The sequence below is a fragment of the Streptomyces sp. 4N509B genome, from assembly GCF_052245655.1.
Lineage (GTDB): Bacteria > Actinomycetota > Actinomycetes > Streptomycetales > Streptomycetaceae > Streptomyces.
In genome coordinates this window covers 135,886-154,054 of the sequence record NZ_JBQQBZ010000009.1, presented here as the reverse complement: position 1 = coordinate 154,054, position 18,169 = coordinate 135,886, and the positions used below count along the sequence as shown (strand labels likewise).

General features: G+C 72.1%; 14 protein-coding genes. 1 reads left to right on the top strand and 13 read right to left on the bottom strand.

Annotated features, from left to right (window positions below):
• Window positions 1-51: 51 nt before the first annotated feature.
• From ACTWP5_RS12200 to ACTWP5_RS12155, 10 genes are all read right to left on the bottom strand, one after another.
• Window positions 52-1,809 carry a CYTH and CHAD domain-containing protein gene (locus ACTWP5_RS12200; protein ID WP_443220881.1) on the bottom strand — a complete coding sequence of 586 codons (1,758 nt, stop codon included), beginning with the start codon at window positions 1,807-1,809 and terminating at the stop codon, window positions 52-54.
• Between the two features lie 78 nt (window positions 1,810-1,887).
• The gene (locus tag ACTWP5_RS12195) at window positions 1,888-3,081 is read right to left on the bottom strand and encodes an FtsW/RodA/SpoVE family cell cycle protein (protein ID WP_443220880.1); all 1,194 of its coding nucleotides are present in this window, start codon (window positions 3,079-3,081) and stop codon (window positions 1,888-1,890) included.
• 22 nt (window positions 3,082-3,103) lie between these two features.
• Window positions 3,104-5,239, bottom strand: coding sequence for a penicillin-binding protein 2 (gene mrdA, locus ACTWP5_RS12190; RefSeq protein ID WP_443220879.1), 2,136 nt, complete (start codon window positions 5,237-5,239; stop codon window positions 3,104-3,106).
• Between the two features lie 31 nt (window positions 5,240-5,270).
• Complete coding sequence (gene mreD, locus ACTWP5_RS12185; RefSeq protein WP_443220878.1) at window positions 5,271-5,987, bottom strand: rod shape-determining protein MreD; 717 nt, start codon at window positions 5,985-5,987, stop codon at window positions 5,271-5,273.
• Between the two features lie 3 nt (window positions 5,988-5,990).
• Window positions 5,991-7,151: a rod shape-determining protein MreC gene (gene mreC, locus ACTWP5_RS12180; protein ID WP_443220877.1), complete on the bottom strand. Its 1,161-nt coding sequence runs from the start codon at window positions 7,149-7,151 to the stop codon at window positions 5,991-5,993.
• 85 nt (window positions 7,152-7,236) lie between these two features.
• Window positions 7,237-8,256, bottom strand: coding sequence for a rod shape-determining protein (locus tag ACTWP5_RS12175; RefSeq protein ID WP_443220876.1), 1,020 nt, complete (start codon window positions 8,254-8,256; stop codon window positions 7,237-7,239).
• A 348-nt stretch (window positions 8,257-8,604) separates the two neighbouring features.
• Complete coding sequence (ndk, locus tag ACTWP5_RS12170; protein ID WP_443220875.1) at window positions 8,605-9,027, bottom strand: nucleoside-diphosphate kinase; 423 nt, start codon at window positions 9,025-9,027, stop codon at window positions 8,605-8,607.
• A gap of 91 nt (window positions 9,028-9,118) precedes the next feature.
• A complete protein-coding gene (locus ACTWP5_RS12165; protein ID WP_443220874.1) occupies window positions 9,119-9,439 on the bottom strand; it encodes a DUF4233 domain-containing protein in 321 nt (106 codons plus the stop codon).
• Window positions 9,439-11,043, bottom strand: coding sequence for a bifunctional tetrahydrofolate synthase/dihydrofolate synthase (folC, locus tag ACTWP5_RS12160; RefSeq protein ID WP_443220873.1), 1,605 nt, complete (start codon window positions 11,041-11,043; stop codon window positions 9,439-9,441). Before folC ends, ACTWP5_RS12165 begins: the two co-directional genes overlap by 1 nt.
• 123 nt (window positions 11,044-11,166) lie before the next feature.
• A complete protein-coding gene (locus tag ACTWP5_RS12155; protein WP_443220872.1) occupies window positions 11,167-13,806 on the bottom strand; it encodes a valine--tRNA ligase in 2,640 nt (879 codons plus the stop codon).
• A gap of 181 nt (window positions 13,807-13,987) precedes the next feature.
• Between ACTWP5_RS12155 and ACTWP5_RS12150 the strand changes: the two genes are divergently transcribed.
• On the top strand, window positions 13,988-15,181 hold the full coding sequence (locus tag ACTWP5_RS12150; RefSeq protein ID WP_443220871.1) for a hypothetical protein: 1,194 nt from the start codon (window positions 13,988-13,990) through the stop codon (window positions 15,179-15,181).
• 138 nt (window positions 15,182-15,319) lie between these two features.
• Here the strand turns inward: ACTWP5_RS12150 and clpX are convergent, their stop codons facing one another.
• The 3 genes from clpX to ACTWP5_RS12135 all read right to left on the bottom strand — a co-directional run bounded on the left by clpX (window position 15,320) and on the right by ACTWP5_RS12135 (window position 18,119).
• Window positions 15,320-16,627: an ATP-dependent Clp protease ATP-binding subunit ClpX gene (clpX, locus tag ACTWP5_RS12145; RefSeq protein WP_443220916.1), complete on the bottom strand. Its 1,308-nt coding sequence runs from the start codon at window positions 16,625-16,627 to the stop codon at window positions 15,320-15,322.
• 191 nt (window positions 16,628-16,818) lie between these two features.
• A complete protein-coding gene (locus ACTWP5_RS12140; RefSeq protein WP_443220870.1) occupies window positions 16,819-17,466 on the bottom strand; it encodes an ATP-dependent Clp protease proteolytic subunit in 648 nt (215 codons plus the stop codon).
• Between the two features lie 50 nt (window positions 17,467-17,516).
• Window positions 17,517-18,119: an ATP-dependent Clp protease proteolytic subunit gene (locus ACTWP5_RS12135; RefSeq protein ID WP_443220915.1), complete on the bottom strand. Its 603-nt coding sequence runs from the start codon at window positions 18,117-18,119 to the stop codon at window positions 17,517-17,519.
• Window positions 18,120-18,169 lie beyond the last annotated feature (50 nt).

The window sequence follows — 18,169 nt, the reverse complement described above, 5'->3', positions numbered from 1 at the left end:
GTGAGTCTTTCGAGCGAACGAGCAGTGCCGGACGTGGGTCGGCCATCCAGCCTACCGGCTGGCCGGTGCGAGCTCGTCCGCCAGCGTCAGTCGCGCAAGCTCGCTCTCGCTGGCGGCGGCGAGGGCCACCTCGCGCTGGTAGAGGACGCCGTAGCTGAAGGAGGGCTCGCCGGCTCGCTCGGCGACGTCCGCGAGGCGCAGCAGCTCCCCGCGGACGAGGACGCTGTCCTGGTGTTCGCCGAGCAGCTGCTGGACCCGGGTGAGCTGGCGGACGTGCGTCCTGGCCCGCGTGCCGAGGGCCGGCGTGGCGGCCTCGGCGGCGTAGCGGGCGCGCTTGGCCGCCTTGCGGGCGCTGTGGAGGGCGGTGTCGCGGTCCGGGCCCTCCGGCGCGGCCAGCGCGGACTCGACGCGGGTGGTCAGCCGGGCGAGGTCGCGGCGGAGCGCGGCGTCGAGGACCGGACGGGCGGGGCGGGCCGCGACCTTCCGCAGGGGCGGCGCGGTGAGCAGCACCGCGTCGAGGGTGTCGAGGAGCGTGAGGTACCGCTCGCTGTCGAGGACGGCGAGCAGGCGCCTGCGGCTGTCGGAACGGTGGGAGCGGGCCGCCAGGCGCAGCCGGCGGCTGAGCGGACCACGGCGCAGGGAGACGGGGAGCTCGCGGAGGCGGGCGGCGAGCCGCTCGGCGAGCACCTCCCGGTCGCGGTCGACGCCCAACTCGGCGGCCAGCCAGCGGAGCTCTGCGTCGACGGGGGCGGTGACGGCGCGGTCGAGGACCTTTCTGTGGGTGGCCAGGCAGCTGCGGAGGCGGCGGACGGCGACGCGCATCCGGTGGACGGCGTCGGGGAGCTCGCGGCGCGCGGCGGGATCGAGGGTGAGGAGGGCGTCGAGCTGGCGGCGGGCGTAGGCCAGCACGTGGTCCCCCGCCGCGTCGGCCGGCGCCGCCGTCGCAGCCTTCTTCGACGTCGACGTCGACGTCGACGTCGACTTCGGCTCCGGCTCCGGCTCCGGCCTTGCCTTCGCCTTTGCCTTTGGCTTCGTCGCGTTCGGCTTCGGGTCCGCCGCCGGCTCGGTCTCGGGCTCGGGCTCCCGTTCCCACGCCCGCTCCTGCCCCCGTTCCGTGTGCGGCCCGGTCTCCCGCTCGGTCGCCCCCGGCCCGGGGACGGCGGTCTCGGCGAGGGCGCGGTGGAGCTTGGAGGAGACGGCGGAGCGGGTGAGACCGGCCGCGGTCAGCCGGTGGTGCAGGACGTCGAGCAGGGCCGGGTCGACGCCCTGCGCGAGTTCGAGCTCCACCTCGGTCCAGGCGACCGTGCGGCCGGTCCCGGCACGCTCGGCGGTGACCTGGTCGACGGCGAGCTCGGCGAGGACGGCGCCCCCCTCGTCGCGCAGCTCACGTCGCGCGCGCTCGGTGCGGAGCCGCAGAACGGGCCGCAGCTCGGCCCGGCGGGTGCGGGAGCGCACCAGCGAGGCCAGCGAGGCGGGGGGTGTGGGGCTGCCGAGCGGCGCGCGGATCTCCTCCTTCGCGCCCGCGGCGCCGGGCTGGGGGATCTTCAGGTGCCAGCCGGCGTCGTCGCCCCCGCTGCGGCGGCGGAGCGTGATGCCGGCGGCGGCGAGGCGTTGGTCGTGCGTGTCGTAGTAGACGGCCGTCAGCTGGACGGTGTCGCGTTCCCTGGTGCCGGCGACGCCGCCCGCGCCGGTCAGCGCGGCCGCCAGGGCCGTGGGATCGGGGGCCGTGGGATCGGGGGCGGTGGCACCGGAGACCTCGTACTTCCTCTCGGTCTCGGTGCTGCTGGTGAGCTCCGTGCCGGCGGTCATCACGCCTCCTCGCGGTGTCGCCGGGAGGCGGGCCGTCGAGGCGTCCCCACCCCCTCCTCGCAGGATACTCAGGGACACTCAGGCGGAAAGAGGGCGTTTCATCCGGACTGACTGGAGGAGACCTATGGCTATCCATGAGGCGAACATGGCGGTGCCGCCGTAGGAGAGGAACGGCAGGGGGACGCCGGCCACGGGCATGATGCCGAGGGTCATCCCGATGTTCTCGAAGCTCTGGAACGCGAACCAGGCGACGACCCCGGCGGCGATGATCGTGCTGTACAGGTCGCTGGCGCCCCGGGCGATGCGCAGGGCCCGCCAGAGGACCACGCCTATCAGCAGGATGATGGTGCCCGCGCCGACGAAGCCGAGTTCCTCGCCCGCCACGGTGAAGATGAAGTCGGTCTGCTGTTCGGGCACGAACTGCCCCGTGGTCTGCGTGCCCTCGAAGAGCCCCTTGCCGTAGAGGCCGCCGGAGCCGATGGCGATGCGGGCCTGGTTCGTGTTGTACCCGGCGCCGGCCGGGTCGAGGGAGGGGTTGACGAAGGCGCCGAAGCGGTCGAGCTGGTACTGGTCGAGGATGCCCAGCGCCCAGACCAGCACGGCGCCGCCGGCGCCCGCGAGTATCAGCCCGACCGACCAGCCTATGGCCGCGCCGGAGGCCACCAGGACGCCGAGGACGATGACGCTCAGCACCATCGCCATGCCCAGGTCGTCGACGATGACGATGGCGAGCGGGGCGGCGGCCAGGGCGAGCGACTGGATCACCGCGCGGGTGCCGGGGAAGTCCCGGTCACCCGCGTCGACCTGGGCCGCCAGGACCACCGCCATCGCCAGGATGACGGCGACCTTCGCGAACTCGGCGGGCTGGAGGGTGTAGCTGCCGATGGCGATCCAGGCGCGCTGCCCGTTGATCTCGGTGCCCAACGGGCTGAAGACCGCGAGGATGGCTATGAGGGAGAAGACGTAGTAGAGCGGGACGCCGCTGCGCAGCCTGTGGTGGCCCAGCCACATCACGCCGACCGCGAGGGCGACGCCGACCGCGAGGTTGATCAGCTGACGGACGAGGAAGTACTGCGGGTCGCCGTTGGTGATGTCGTCGCGGTTGCGCGTGGCCGACCAGACCAGCACGCAGCCCATGGCGGACAGGCCGGCGGCGGCCAGCAGGAGGATCCAGTCGACCCGTCGCGCGAGGGAGTCGCGGGACAGGGCGCGGCGCAGGGCGCCGCCGGAGGAGGGCAGCGGCCGGTCGGGGGGCAGGGAGTGCACACTCATGGCTGGCTGGGGCGTCCCCGCTTCACTGGATGTCGGAGGTGGCGGCGACGTCGAAGTCCTGGTCGCGCTGGGCGACGATCGAACCGTTCTCGTCGATCTGGGGAAGCTGGCGCTGCGGCTCGGGCAGCAGGGCGCGGTTCTCGTGGATCGAGCCGTCCTCGGCGACGCCGTAGATCGCCTCGTAGATGTTGCGGACGTATGGTCCTGAGGCGCCGGAGCCGGTGCCCGCCTGGGACATCGTCATCACCACGGTGTAGTCGTCGGAGAAGGTGGCGAGCCAGGAGTCGGTCTGCTGGTCGCCGTAGCCCTCGGCGGTGCCGGTCTTGGCGTGCAGCGGGATCTCGTCGTGCGGCCAGCCGAGGAAGCGCCAGTCGGCGGTGCCCCGCGTGACGACGTCCGAGGTGGCCTGCTGGAGGTTGCGGACGGTCTCGTCGTCGGCGGGGATCTGGCCGTTGACGGTGGGTTCGATCTCCTCGACGTGCTGGCCGTCGGGGCTGATGACGGCCTTGCCGACGGTGGGCTGGTACAGCGTGCCGCCGTTGGCGATGGCGGCGTAGATGCTGGCCATCTGGAGCGGGGTGACCAGCACGTCGCCCTGGCCGATGGAGAAGTTCAGCATGTCGCCCGCGCGCATCCGCATGCCCTCGGTGCAGTTCTCGCGGGCGATCTGGGCCTCGTAGTCGTCCCGGTCGGAGTCGGCCATCTCGCACCAGACCTCCTCGTTGAGCTCCCAGTAGTCCTGCTTCCACTCGCGGTCCGGGATGCGGCCGGCGGCCTCGTCGGGGAGGTCGACTCCCGTGGGGGCGCCCAGCCCGAACTCGTGCGCGGTGGTGAACAGCCAGTCCTCGGGTTCGCCCTGCGGGTCGATGCCGCCGTCCTGGAGCCACATCTGGTGCGCGATGCCGTAGAAGACGGTGTTGCAGGAGACCTCCAGCGCCTGGCCGATCGTGATGGGCCCGTACGCGGAGGACTCGAAGTTGCGGAAGCTCTGGCCGCCGACGTTGTAGGAGGAGGAGCAGTTGTAGGTGTCGTCCCAGGCGAAGCCGCCGTTGACGGCGGCGGTGGAGGAGATCACCTTGAACGTGGAGCCGGGCGGGCCCTGCCCCTGGATGGCGCGGTTGAGGAGGGGGTCGTTGGCGTCCTCGTCCGTCAGGCGGGCGTAGTCGGAGGTGGAGATGCCGCCCACCCAGATGTTGGGGTCGTAGTCGGGGTAGGAGGCCATCGCGACGATGCGGCCGGTGTCGTTCTCGATGACCACGGCGGCGCCCGAGTCGGCCTCGTAGTCCCGTCCGGTGATGTCGTCGTGCGTCCGGCGCGCCTCCCTGATGGCGTTCTCCAGCTCGTTCTCGACGACGGCCTGGACGCGGGAGTCGATGCTGGTGACCAGGTGGGAGCCCGCCTGGGCGTCGACGCTCTGGGACTCGCCGAGGACCCGGCCGAACTTGTCCACCGCGTAGTCCGTGACGCCGGCCTGGCCGCGCAGGAAGCTGTCGTAGGTGTTCTCCAGACCCGAGCGGCCGATCTGGTCCGAGCGCAGCAGCGGCTGGTCGGTGTCCTCCGAGGCGGCGACCTCCTCGTCGGTGACGGGGCCGAGGTATCCGAGGACCTGGGAGGTGGCGGCGCCGTACGGGGAGGGGTACCGGCGCACGGCGGTGGGCTCGGCGATGATGCCCGGGAAGTCCTCGGCGCGTTCGCGGATCTGGAGGGCCTGCTGCGGGGTGGCGTCGTCGGTGATGGGGATCGGCTGGTAGGGGGAGCCGTTCCAGCAGGGCTGGGGGGTCTCGGCGTCACACAGCCGGACCTGGTTGGCCACCTCCTCGACCGGCACGCCCAGCAGCTCCGCGACGCGGGCGAGGACGGCCTCGCCGTCGTCGGGCTGGCGCAGCAGCTCGGTGCGGTCGGCGGAGACCACGAGCCGGGTCTCGTTGTCGGCGATCGGCACGCCGCGGGCGTCGAGGATGGTGCCGCGCACGGCGGGCTGGACCACCTGCTGCACGTGGTTCCCCGCGGCGGCCTCGGCGAACTCGTCGCCCTGCCGGATCTGGAGGTACCACAGCCGGCCGCCGAGGGTGAGCAGGAGGGAGAAGACCAGTATCTGGATGACGACGAGCCGGATCGTGATCCGGGACGTCCTTCCGGTCTCCGGGATGTTCGTCACGGGGCCCCCTCGGTGGTCCCAGAGGCTGTCGTCACAGGCGCTTGACCCCCTTGATGCGCCCGGCGCGGGCGCGGGCCGAGCGGCTGAGGAGCGTGGTGCGCGGGCCGCCGGAGCCGGTGCCCCTGAACCCGCCGCGGCGGGCGCCGCGGGTGCCGCGGGCGCGCAGGCCGCTGCCCGAGGTCAGCCAGGCGATGGCCGTCTCGCCAGCCGCCGAGCCCGCACCGCTGGCCTCCCCGGCCAGCGGGTCGCTCTCCAGCCGCCGAGCCATGCTCATGATGAACGGCACCGTGAACGGCGCGAGCAGCAGGTCGTAGATGGCGGCGGTCAGGAGCAGCTCGGTCAGGCCCGAGCCGCGCACCGCGGTGTCGCCGACGAGGGCGCCGACGCCGGCGTAGAGCAGGGTGGAGCTGGTGGCCCCCGCGGCGACGACGAGCATCGGCACGGTGGCGGAACGGTGCTGGCCCGTCTCGGGCTTGGTCAGGCCGGCCGCGTACCCGACGACGCACAGCACGAGGGCGTACCGGCCCACCGCGTGGTCGGCGGGGGGCGCGAGGTCGGCGAGCAGGCCGGCCGCGAAGCCGGTCAGCGCGCCGCCGACGTGCCCGTAGACCAGGGCGAGGGCGAGGACGGTCAGCAGCAGCAGGTCGGGCACGGCGCCCGGCAGCTGGAGCCTGGCGAGGAGGGTGACCTGGATGACCAGCGCCACGACCACCAGGAGCGTGGCGAACAGGGTGCGGGACAGGCGCATCTGTCAGCTCCTGGCGGACGGGGGCGCGGACTGGTGGGTGGTGTCGCCCGACGCGGCGGCGCCGGCGACGGTGTCCGACGTCTCCTCCGGATCGGAGGCGTCGTCCACGTCCGCGGTCGCGTCCGCGTCGGGACTGGTGTCCGCGCTGGGGTTCGCGTCCGGGCCGGGGCTCGCGTCCGGGCCGGGAGTGTCGGACGAGTCCTCCGACCCGGCCGGACCGTCCGCGTCGGTCTCGCCCGCGGGCTCCTCCTCACCGCGCCCGCCCTCCTGCCCGGCGGCGCGCGTCTCCTCGCGCGTCTCCTCCGGGCGGGGCGGCAGCACGCTGTCGCGCGGGTCGTCGCGCGGCGGCTGGACCACGACGCCGACGATGTCGAGCTGGGTGAACTCCACGTAGGGCCTCACCTCGACGGTGCGGGTGAGGTCGCCGGCGCCGCGGTTGACGTTCACCACCTCGCCGACCGGGACGCCCGGCACGAAGGGCCTGTTCTCCAGCGAGCCCAGCGTCACCATCCGGTCGCCCACGCCCACGCTCGCCTGGTAGTTGGTGAGCTGGACCTGAAGGGTGTCGCCGCCCCGGCCGGAGGCGAAGCCCATCTCGCCGGTGCCCTCCATGCGCGTCCCGACGGTGAAGTTCGGGTCGTTGGCCAGCAGCACCGTGGAGATGCTGGGGCCGACGGTCGTGACGCGGCCGACGAGGCCGTCACCGTTGAGCACCGTCATGTCGGGGGCGATGCCGTCCTCGCTGCCGACGTCTATCGTCACGGTCCACGAGAAGCCCTGGGCGGCGCCGATCGCGATGACCTGGGCGCCGACGATCCCGTACTGCCCGGCGCCGGCGAGGCCGAGCAGCTCCTCGACCTGCTCCATCCGGGAGTCGCGGAACTCCTCGCTGCCCAGCTGCTGGCGCAGCTCGGCGTTCTCCTCCTCCAACGCGCTGATGCGGTCGTGCCGGTCGCCGGACTCCCGCACGGCGCTGAGCGCGTTGGCGACGGGGTCCACGCCCGCGGCCACGCCCTCCTCGACGGGGCCGAAGACCGCGGCCGCCGCCTCCCGGGCACCGTCGAGCGGGGAGTTCTCGCCGCTGCGCATGTCCACCGTGATCAGTGCGAAGGCGATGGAGACCAGCAGGATGAGAAGGAGCCGGCTCTCTCGGGTGTCCCTCACGTGCCTTTGGCCGTGCCTTTCTGGTTGAACGGGCTGGCGTCCGGAATGGTCGTCGGATCGTCTGCTGGGGTCCGCGACGAGCGGGTCAGCGTCTGGGCTGGGCGTCGAGGACCTGCTGGAGGGCCTCGAACTCCTCGACGCACTTGCCCGAGCCCAGGGCCACGGAGTCCAGCGGATCCTCCGCGATGTGGATCGGCATGCCGGTCTCGCGGCGCAGCCGCTCGTCCAGGCCGCGCAGCAGCGCACCGCCACCGGTCAGGACGATGCCGCGGTCCATCACGTCGCCCGACAGTTCGGGCGGGCACTTGTCCAGCGTGGTCTTGACCGCGTCGACGATGGCGTTGACCGGCTCCTCCATGGCCCGGCGCACCTCGGCCGAGGAGATCACGACGGTCTTCGGCAGCCCGCTGACCAGGTCACGGCCGCGGATCTCGGTGTGCTCGTCGGTGTCCGTCTCGTACGCGGAGCCGATGGTGATCTTGATGCTCTCGGCGGTGCGCTCGCCGAGGAGGAGGCTGTACTCCTTCTTGATGTGCTGGATGATCGCGTTGTCCAGCTCGTCGCCCGCCACCCGGATGGACTGGGCCGTGACGATGCCACCCAGCGAGATGACGGCGACCTCGGTGGTGCCGCCGCCGATGTCGACCACCATGTTGCCCGTGGCCTCGTGGACCGGGAGCCCCGAGCCGATCGCCGCGGCCATCGGCTCCTCGATGATGTGCACCTGGCGGGCACCGGCCTGCGTCGACGCCTCGATGACGGCGCGGCGCTCCACGCCGGTGATGCCGGAGGGCACACAGATCACGACGCGGGGGCGGGCGAGATAACGGCGCTTGTGGATCTTGAGGATGAAGTACCGGAGCATCCGCTCGGTGATCTCGAAGTCGGCGATGACGCCGTCCTTGAGCGGGCGCACGGCGACGATGTTGCCGGGAGTCCGGCCGATCATCTTCTTCGCTTCGGCGCCGACCGCGAGAATGCCGCCGGTGTTGGTGTTGATGGCGACGACCGACGGTTCGTTGAGGACAATGCCGCGACCCCTGACGTAGACCAGCGTGTTGGCCGTCCCGAGGTCGACTGCCATGTCACGGCCGATGAACGACATACTGTTCGCCATAGAGATACATCTGGCCTTCCAGCTGGATCGAAGTGTGCAGGGAGGTCGGCGAGGGTGCGATGAATCGCGCGCTTGGGGCGACTGAGCCATCGTATCCACGGCCGGTCGAACGCGGAGCGCGGGAGCGCCGCTTCCGCCATTGTCGGTGGAACCCTGCTCCACCTCCATCATGGTGACGTCGTGTTCGGGTGAAGGGTTCCCTCGTTCGACTGTACATACCGGGACGGAGCAACGGCATTCGGGCGACGCGCCGGTAAACGCAGAGATGTGGTGAGGACGGCCAGAGGTCGGCCAGCCGCCGGTGATCACTCCTGACCGGCGCCCGCTGATGCCGGATCAGTCGCGACCGTATCGCCCGGGAAAGAAGATCTCCAGCTCCCGCTCCGCGGACTTCTCGGAATCCGAGGCGTGGATGAGGTTCTCGCGCACGACCGTGCCGAAGTCGCCGCGAATCGTGCCGGGCGGGGCCGCGATCGGATCGGTCGGGCCGGCGAGCGCCCGCATTCCCTCGATGACGCGTTCCCCCTCGACGACCAGCACGACGCTGGGGCCCGAGGACATGAACTCGACCAGCCCCTCGTAGAAGGGGCGGCCGACGTGCTCGGCGTAGTGCGTCGCGAGCGTGTCGCGGTCGAGGGTGCGCAGCTCCAGCGCGGTGATGACCCACCCCGCCTTCCGCTCGACGCGGCCGATGATCTCGCCGGTCAGGCCCCGGCTGACAGCGTCCGGCTTGAGAAGGACGAGAGTGCGCTCAGTCATGTCGGGCGGCTCCTGGGAGTCGGGACGGCTGGGACAGCCGGGAGGGCTGGGGAGGGGGATGCCGGACGGTGCCGGTGATCGTTCAAAAACCCTACCGGGCGGCCTTCAGAGCGTCGACCTTGCGTCCCACGTGGACGGAGGCACCCCACAGCCCGGCGAAGGCGGCACCGAGCAGGAACATCGCGGGCACGACGAAGCCGCTGGCCACGAGGCCGATCTGGAGCACCCAGCCGAGCTGGACACCGCCGGGCCGGCTGACGAGGCCGCACAGCGCCACGCACAGCACCATCGCCGTGCCGCAGACCGCCCACACCGCGGTGGGGGACGCCTCCGACAGCCGCACCGCCACCAGCCCGGCCAGGCCGATGACGACGAACTCGCTGAGCAGCGTGCTCATACAGAGGGTGCGCATCAGCGGCTCCCGCCCAACAGCAGGCGGGCCTCGCCCGCGGTGAAAACGGAGCCGGTGACCAGGACCCCGGCCCCGGCGTACTCGTGCTCCTCCTCGGCCAGGGTGATGGCGGCGTCCAGCGCGTCGTCGAGGCGGGGCTCGACCCGCACCCGGTCCTCCCCGAAGACCTCGACGGCCAGGGCGGCGAGCCGGTCGACGTCCATCGCGCGGTGCGTGGCGTTCCGTGTCACCACGACCTCGGAGAAGAGCGGCTCGAACGCGGCCAGCAGGCCGGCGACGTCCTTGTCGGCGCTGGTGCCGACGACGCCCACGAGTCGGCTGAACCCGAACGCCTCGGAGACGGCGGCGGCGGTCGCACGGGCGCCCGCGGGGTTGTGCGCCGCGTCGAGGATCACGGTGGGGCTGGAGCGCACCACCTCCAGGCGCCCGGGGGAGGTCACGGAGGCGAACGCCTCACGGACCACGTCCGCGTCGAGCGCCCGCCGGGCCGGCGCCTCGCCCCGGCCCTCGGGCCCCGTGGCGCCGATCCCGAGGAACGCCTCGACGGCGGCGAGCGCGACGGCCGCGTTGTGCGCCATGTGCGCGCCGTGCAACGGCAGGAAGACGTCCTCGTACTCGCCGCCGAGGCCGCGTAGCGTCAGCAGCTGCCCGCCGACCGCCACCTCGCGGGCCAGCACGCCGAACTCCAGACCCTCGCGGACCACCTCGGCACCCACCTCCGCCGCGCGCCGCAGCACCACGGCGGCGGCCTCGACCGGCTGCTGGGCCAGGACGACGGTGGCGCCCGGCTTGACGATGCCGGACTTCTCGGTGGCGATCTGCTCCGGGGTGGTGCCCAGGCGGTCGGTGTGGTCGAGGTCGATCGGGGTGATCACCGCGACGCGGGCGTCGATGACGTTGGTGGCGTCCCAGGTGCCGCCCATGCCGACCTCGACGACCGCGGCGTCCACCGGCGCGTCGGCGAAGGCCGCGTACGCCATGCCGGTCAGCACCTCGAAGAAGGACAGCCGGTGCCGCTCCCGGTCGTCGACGAGCTGCAGGTACGGGCGGACCTCCTGGTACAGCTCGACGAAGCGCTCGGCGGGGACGGGGGCGCCGTCGAGGCTGATCCGCTCGGTGATGGACTGGAGGTGCGGGCTGCCGTACCGCCCGGTCCGCAGCTCCAGCGAGGTCAGCAGCGCCTCGATCATGCGGGCGGTGCTGGTCTTTCCGTTGGTGCCGGTGACGTGGAGCGAGGGGAAGGCGTGCTGCGGCTCGCCGAGGACCTCCATCAGGGCGCGGATGCGCACCACGGAGGGCTCCAGCTTCGTCTCACCCCAGCGGGTGGCGAGCTCGGCCTCGACCTCGGCGAGGGCACGGTCGGTGGCGGGATCGGCGGGGCGGGCGGGGACCTCGGTGGCGGACGGGGAGCCGGCTCGGGCGCGCAGCGTGCGGCTGCCGGCCTCGATCGTCGCCAGGTCGGGGTCGCGGCCCGCCTCGGCGGCGACGATCTCCTCGAACGCGTCGGGCTCACCGGGCTCGCCTCGCCCGGCGGACTCGGAGGGCTCGGCGGGCTCCGGCGGCTCGGAGGGGTCCGACGCGTCGGGACGGTCCTGGTCGGTCACGCGGCCCAGTCTACGGTCCGCCCCGCCGCCGTCCCGCCGCCGCCCCGGCCGGAGGGGGCCCAGGTCAGAGGCCCGACGGGCCGTCGACCCGGGCCCTGGCGGGGGCCGGGTGGGAACGCGGCGTCAGCCGGGCAGCCGGTCCAGCTGCTCGCGGACGCGCGCGATGTCGGACTCGGCCGTGGCCTGCCGGGCGCGGATCTTCTCCACGACCTGCTCGGGCGCCTTGGCGAGGAAGTTCTCGTTGCCCAGCTTGGCCGTGGTCTGGGCCAGCTCCTTCTCGGCCGCGGCGAGGTCCTTCGTCAGCCGCCGGCGCTCGGCCTCGACGTCGATGGCGCCGGAGAGGTCGAGCGCGACGGTCGTGCCGACGACCGGCAACGTGGCGGTGGCCGTGAAGCCCTCCCCCGGCTCGGTCAGGCGCAGCAGCGCGCGGATCGCGGTCTCGTGCGCCGCCATGCCGGCCTGGGCCGCCAGGTCGAGGCGGGCGGGGACCCGCTGGCCCGGCTGGAGCCCCTGGTCGGCACGGAACCGGCGCACCTCGGTGACGAGCTCCTGCACCCGCGCGATCTCCCGCTCGGCCGCCGCGTCCCGGAAGCCGGGGTCGGCCGGCCAGTCGGCGACGACGAGCGACTCGCCGCCCGTGAGCGTCGTCCACAGCTCCTCGGTGACGAACGGCATCAGCGGGTGGAGCAGGCGGAGCATGGTGTCGAGGACCTCGCCGAGCACGCGCTGGGCGACCTCGGCCGGCCGCCCGCCCGCGGCGAAGACCGGCTTGGCCAGCTCGACGTACCAGTCGAAGACCTCGTCCCACGCGAAGTGGAAGAGGGCGTCGCTGGCCTTGGCGAACTGGTAGTCCTCGTAGTACGCGTCGGCCTCGGCGACGACCGCGCCCAGGCGGGAGAGGATCCAGCGGTCGGCCGCCGCCATCTCCCCGGCCTCCGGCAGGGGCCCCGCGACGGTGGCGCCGTTGAGCAGCGCGAAGCGGGTGGCGTTCCAGATCTTGTTGGCGAAGTTCCTGGAGGCCTGGACCCAGTCCTCGCCGACCGGGATGTCGACGCCCGGGTTGGCGCCGCGGGCGAGCGTGAAGCGCACGGCGTCGGCGCCGTAGGCGTCCATCCACTCCAGCGGGTCCACGACGTTGCCGAAGGAGCGGGACATCTTCTTGCCGAACTGGTCCCGGACCATGCCGTGCAGCGCGATGGTGTGGAAGGGGGGGACGCCGTCCATCGCGTAGAGGCCGAACATCATCATCCGGGCGACCCAGAAGAAGAGGATGTCGTACCCGGTGACCATGACGGAGTTCGGATAGAACCTCGCCAGGCTCGGCGTCTCCTCGGGCCAGCCCAGGGTGGAGAACGGCCACAGCCCGGAGGAGAACCACGTGTCGAGGACGTCGGTGTCCTGGTGCCAGCCCTCGGCCTCGCCGCCGGGCGGCTCCTCGTCGGGGCCGACGCAGACGATCTCGCCCCCCGGCCCGTACCAGACGGGGATGCGGTGCCCCCACCACAGCTGGCGCGAGATGCACCAGTCGTGCATGTTGTCGACCCACTCGAAGTACCGGGAGGCCATCTCCTTGGGGTGGATCGCGACCCGCCCGTCGCGGACGGCGTCGCCCGCGGCCTTGGCGAGCGGGGCGACCCTCACCCACCACTGCATCGACAGCCGCGGCTCGATGGTGGTCCCGCAGCGGGAGCAGTGGCCGACGGAGTGCCGGTAGGGGCGCTTCTCGTCGACGACGCGGCCCTCGGCGCGCAGCGCGGCGACGACGGCGGAGCGCGCCTCCAGCCGGTCCAGGCCCTGGAAGGGGCCGTGCGCGGTGATGACGGCGTGCTCGTCCATGATCGTCAGCTGCGGCAGGCCGTGCCGGCGGCCGATCTCGAAGTCGTTCGGGTCGTGCGCCGGGGTCACCTTGACGGCGCCGGTGCCGAACTCCGGGTCGACGTGCTCGTCGGCGACGACGGGGATGGCGCGGTCGGTCAGCGGCAGGGAGATCGTCCGGCCGATCAGGTGCGCGTAGCGCTCGTCGTCGGGGTGGACGGCGACGGCGGTGTCGCCGAGCATCGTCTCCGCCCGGGTCGTGGCGACCACGACCGAGTCCTCGCCGTCCCCGTACCGCAGCGAGACCAACTCGCCGTCGTCCTCCTGGTACTCCACCTCGATGTCGGAGATGGCGGTCAGGCAGCGCGGGCACCAGTTGATGATGCGCTCGGCGCGGTAGATCAACTCGTCGTCGTAGAGGCGCTTGAAGATGGTCTGGACGGCGCGGGAGAGGCCCTCGTCCATGGTGAAGCGGTCCCGGGACCAGGCGACGCCGTCGCCGAGGCGACGCATCTGCCCCTGGATCTGGCCGCCGGAGGTGGCCTTCCACTGCCAGACGCGCTCGACGAACGCCTCACGGCCGAGGTCGTGACGGGACTTGCCCTCGTTGGCGAGCTGCCGCTCGACCGCGTTCTGCGTCGCGATGCCCGCGTGGTCCATGCCGGGCTGCCACAGCGTCTCGTAGCCCTGCATGCGCTTGCGGCGGGTGAGGGCGTCGATCAGCGTGTGCTCGAGGGCGTGGCCGATGTGGAGGCTGCCGTAGACGTTCGGCGGCGGGATGACGATCGTGTACGGCTCCTTGTCGCTGGCCGCGTCCGCCTCGAAGTACCCGCGTTCTACCCAGCGCTCGTACAGCTTCTCCTCGACCTCGGCCGGCGCGTACTGCGGCGGCAGGGCTGCGGGGGTGCTGTGGGGCCCGGTGGCGGGCGGCTGAGTGTTCTCGGTCACGGCGCTCAGTGTAAGGCGATGGGGGGCACCGCTTCGAATCCGAATGCCCCCGCTCCCCCGCCGGGCCGCGGACCGGTCCTCGATGTACAGCCGGGCATCTCGTCAGACAGGATGTGGGTCATGCATCCGGAAGCAGGCTTTCCGATGCGAGCCGACTGACGTTCCTCCGAGGGGAAGCACCATGAGCTACAACCAGCCGGGGCCGTACGGTCAACAGCCCCCCGGCCAACCCGGCCCGTACGGGGGGCCGCCGCAGGGGCCGCCACCGGGCGGGCCGCCGGGGCCGCCACCGGGCGGCGGCAACCCGTACGGGCCGGGCGGCACACCCGGGGCTCCCCCTCCCGTGGGCGGCCAGCCCGGCCAGCCCGGCCACCCGGGTCAGCCCCCGGGTCCCGGGTACGGCTATCCCACACCGCAGCAGCCCGGACCCTACGGGCAGCAGCCGGCGCCGCCCCCCGGGCAGTACCCGGGCCAGGTGCCGGGTCAGATCCCGGGCCAGATCCCCGGCCAGCCTCCGGGCCAGCCCCCGTACGGGCAGCCGGGCGGTGGCGCCGGCGGTGGTGGCAGGAAGAACCGCACGCTTCTCATCGGGGTCGCGGTCGTCGCCGCGCTCGCGGTGGTCGGCGGTGGCGCGTTCTTCCTGCTCGGCGGGGACGACGGCAGCATCGCCGCCGACGACGGCACCCGCTACACCATCTCCCTGCCGGACCAGAGCGGTGAGTTCTTCCAGCACGAGTCGGGCGACGGGGGCGGACCCACCGACGAGGAGCTCGCCGAGGCCGGCCTCCAGGAGATGGAGAGCGCGGAGGCCACCTACCTCACGGTGGACCCGCAGGCCTTCGAGGAGGCCGGCGGCGTCTGGGAGCCGGGCACCATGACGCTCGGCGTCGTGGGCCTGTGGGGCGAGGTACAGGAGCCCGAGCAGGCCGTGGACGCGCTGTTCGCCCTCGCGACCGAGGAGGCCGGGCAGGAGGAGGACGTCGAGTTCGAGCTGATCGGCGACGCCCCGTCGGAGTACACGGACTCGGAGGCGGTGCTCAAGTGCCAGCAGGCCCGCGGCATGGAGCCCGACCCCGACCTCGGGTACCGGACGGAGGTCACGCTCTGCGTCTGGTCGGACTACAGCACGGTGGGGCTGGTCTACGTCGCGCCGATGCCGGACCTGCCCGAGGGCTTCGACCCGAACGCCGGGGAGGCGCCGGAGTTCCAGGCGCCCGAGCCGGTGTCGACCGACGCCGCGGCGGAGTACGTGCGGCAGCTGCGGACGGACTCGATCCAGCCCCGTGAGGGCGGGGGCGAGGGCTCCGGCGACACGGGCGAGGAGGGCTCCTCCGGCGCGGACAACAACCTCGACCAGTTCGAGAACGGTCCCTGACGGCCTGACGGAGCCGGGCGCGCGCTTCCGCGTGCCCGAGCCGTCTCCACGAGAGACTCCACGCGACAGGGGTCCGGCCAGCGCCCGACGGGCGCGCCGGGCCCCTTCGTCCCTGCCGGCCGCTGCGTCAGCGCCGTGTCAGGCGGTCTTCTCCTGCGGCGGGACGGCGGGGCCCCGCTGCTGGGCGAGCCGGGAGCGGGGCACCAGCGTGGGGTTCACGTTGGACCGGACGACGTCCTCGGTGATGACGACCTGGCCGACGTCCTGCCGGGAGGGCACCTCGTACATCACCGACATCAGCACCTCCTCCATGATCGCCCGCAGCCCCCTGGCGCCGGTGCCGCGCAGGATCGCCTGGTCGGCGATGGCCTCCAGCGACGGCATGTCGAACTCCAGCTCCACGCCGTCGAGCTCGAAGAGCCGCTGGTACTGCCGGACCAGGGCGTTGCGCGGCTCGACGAGGATGCGCAGCAGCGCCTCGCGGTCGAGGTTGTGCACGGAGGTGATGACCGGGAGCCGGCCGATGAACTCCGGGATCATGCCGTACTTCACCAGGTCCTCGGGGAGGGCGTCGGCGAGCAGGGCGGAGGAGTCGCGGTCGCGGTCGCGCTTGGAGCGGATGTCGGCGCCGAAGCCGATGCCGCGGGCTCCCGACCTGGTGCGGATGATGTCGTCCAGCCCCGCGAAGGCGCCGCCGACGATGAACAGGACGTTGGAGGTGTCGATCTGGAGGAACTCCTGGTGCGGGTGCTTGCGCCCGCCCTGCGGGGGCACGGCGGCCGTGGTGCCCTCCAGGATCTTCAGCAGCGCCTGCTGCACGCCCTCGCCCGAGACGTCCCGGGTGATCGAGGGGTTCTCGCTCTTGCGGGCCACCTTGTCGATCTCGTCGATGTAGATGATCCCCTGCTCGGCGCGCTTGATGTCGTAGTCCGCGGCCTGGATGAGCTTGAGCAGGATGTTCTCGACGTCCTCGCCGACGTACCCGGCCTCGGTGAGTGCGGTGGCGTCGGTGATGGCGAAGGGGACGTTCAGCATCCGCGCGAGGGTCTGGGCCAGCAGCGTCTTGCCGGAGCCGGTGGGGCCGAGCAGCAGGATGTTCGACTTGGAGAGCTCGATCTCCTCGTCCCTGGCCTGCCCGGAGTCGGCCTCGCTGGCCCGCACCCGCTTGTAGTGGTTGTAGACCGCGACGGAGAGGGCCTTCTTGGCGTCCTCCTGGCCGACCACGTACGAGTCGAGGAAGTCGTAGATCTCACGAGGCTTCGGGAGCTCGCCGAGCTCGGACTCCGGCGAGTCCGCCAGCTCCTCCTCGATGATCTCGTTGCACAGGTCGATGCACTCGTCGCAGATGTAGACCCCCGGGCCCGCGATGAGCTTCTTGACCTGTTTCTGACTCTTCCCGCAGAACGAGCACTTGAGCAGATCGCCACCATCACCGATGCGTGCCACGAGGTGCTTCCCCTTCGCCTGCGCACCGCCGGGGAGCGGTGCCTGGTGCTTGCTGAACACGACGGTACCCTGTCGCCCCGGCGGTGTGGGCCCCCCTTGGCGGGAATCCCCCTGCCGGGGCCGTCCCGCCAACAGGGGGTGGCCAGTTGTGGTCTCTCACGCGGCCGGGGCGCTGTCCCACACCGGGTGCCTCACAGCGTGGAGGACCGGGTCGTGATGATCTTGTCGACGAGGCCGTACTCGACGGCCTCCTCGGCAGTGAGGATCTTGTCCCGCTCGATGTCGTCCCGGATCTGCTCGACCGGGCGGGTGGAGTGCTTGGCGAGCAGCTCCTCCAGCTGGGTGCGCATCCGCTGCACCTCACGGGCGGCGATCTCCAGGTCGGAGACCTGACCGCGGCCGGTCTCGGTGTACGGCTGGTGGATCAGCACGCGGGCGTTGGGCAGCGCGAGGCGCTTGCCGCGGGTGCCGGCCGCCAGCAGCACGGCGGCGGCGGAGGCCGCCTGGCCCATGCAGACCGTCTGGATGTCCGGCTTGACGAACTCCATGGTGTCGTAGATCGCCGTCAGCGCCGTGAAGGAGCCGCCGGGGCTGTTGATGTACATGGAGATGTCCCGGTCGGGGTCCATGGACTCCAGGCAGATCAGCTGGGCCATCACGTCGTTGGCCGAGGCGTCGTCGATCTGCACGCCGAGGAAGATCACCCGCTCCTCGAAGAGCTTCGCGTACGGGTCGTACTCGCGGATGCCCTGGGAGGTGCGCTCGATGAAGCGGGGAACGATGTAGCGCGACTCGGCCGGGAGACGGTCGTAGATGCCGGAGCCGGGGATGGTGTTCATCGGTTGTCTACCGCCTTGGATGTGTGGCTGCGAACGGTGGCCGGGACGGGTCAGGCGGCTGTGCCGCCGCCGCCCGCGATGTCCGCCGCGCTGGTGATGACCTCGTCCAGCAGGCCGTAGTCGCGGGCCTCCTCCGCCGTGAACCAGCGGTCACGGTCGGCGTCGCGCTCCCACTGCTCCTCGGAGACACCCGAGTGCTGGGCCGAGAGCTTGGTCATCCGGCGCTTGGTGCGCAGCAGCTGCTCGGCGTGGATCTTGATGTCGGTGGCGGAGCCGGCGAGGCCCGCCGAGGGCTGGTGGATCAGGATGTCGGCGTTGGGCAGCGCGTACCGCTTGCCCGGGGCGCCCGCCGTCAGCAGGAACTGACCCATCGAGGCCGCGAGACCCATGGCGATGGTCACCACGTCGTTCTTGATGTACTGCATGGTGTCGTAGATCGCCATGCCGGCGGAGATCGAACCGCCGGGGCTGTTGATGTAGAGGTAGATGTCCCGGTCCGGCTCGGCCGCGAGCAGCAGCAGCTGTGCGGTGATCCGGTTGGCGACGTCGTCGTCCACCGGCTGGCCCAGGAAGATGATCCGCTCGTTGAGCAGCCGGTTGTAGACCTGGTCGCCCAGGCTGCCGTTGCTCTGCTCCGCCATCGCGGAGGGCATCATGGCCGTCACGTGTCCACCTGCTCATTCTCTGTGGCGTCTGCGTTGGT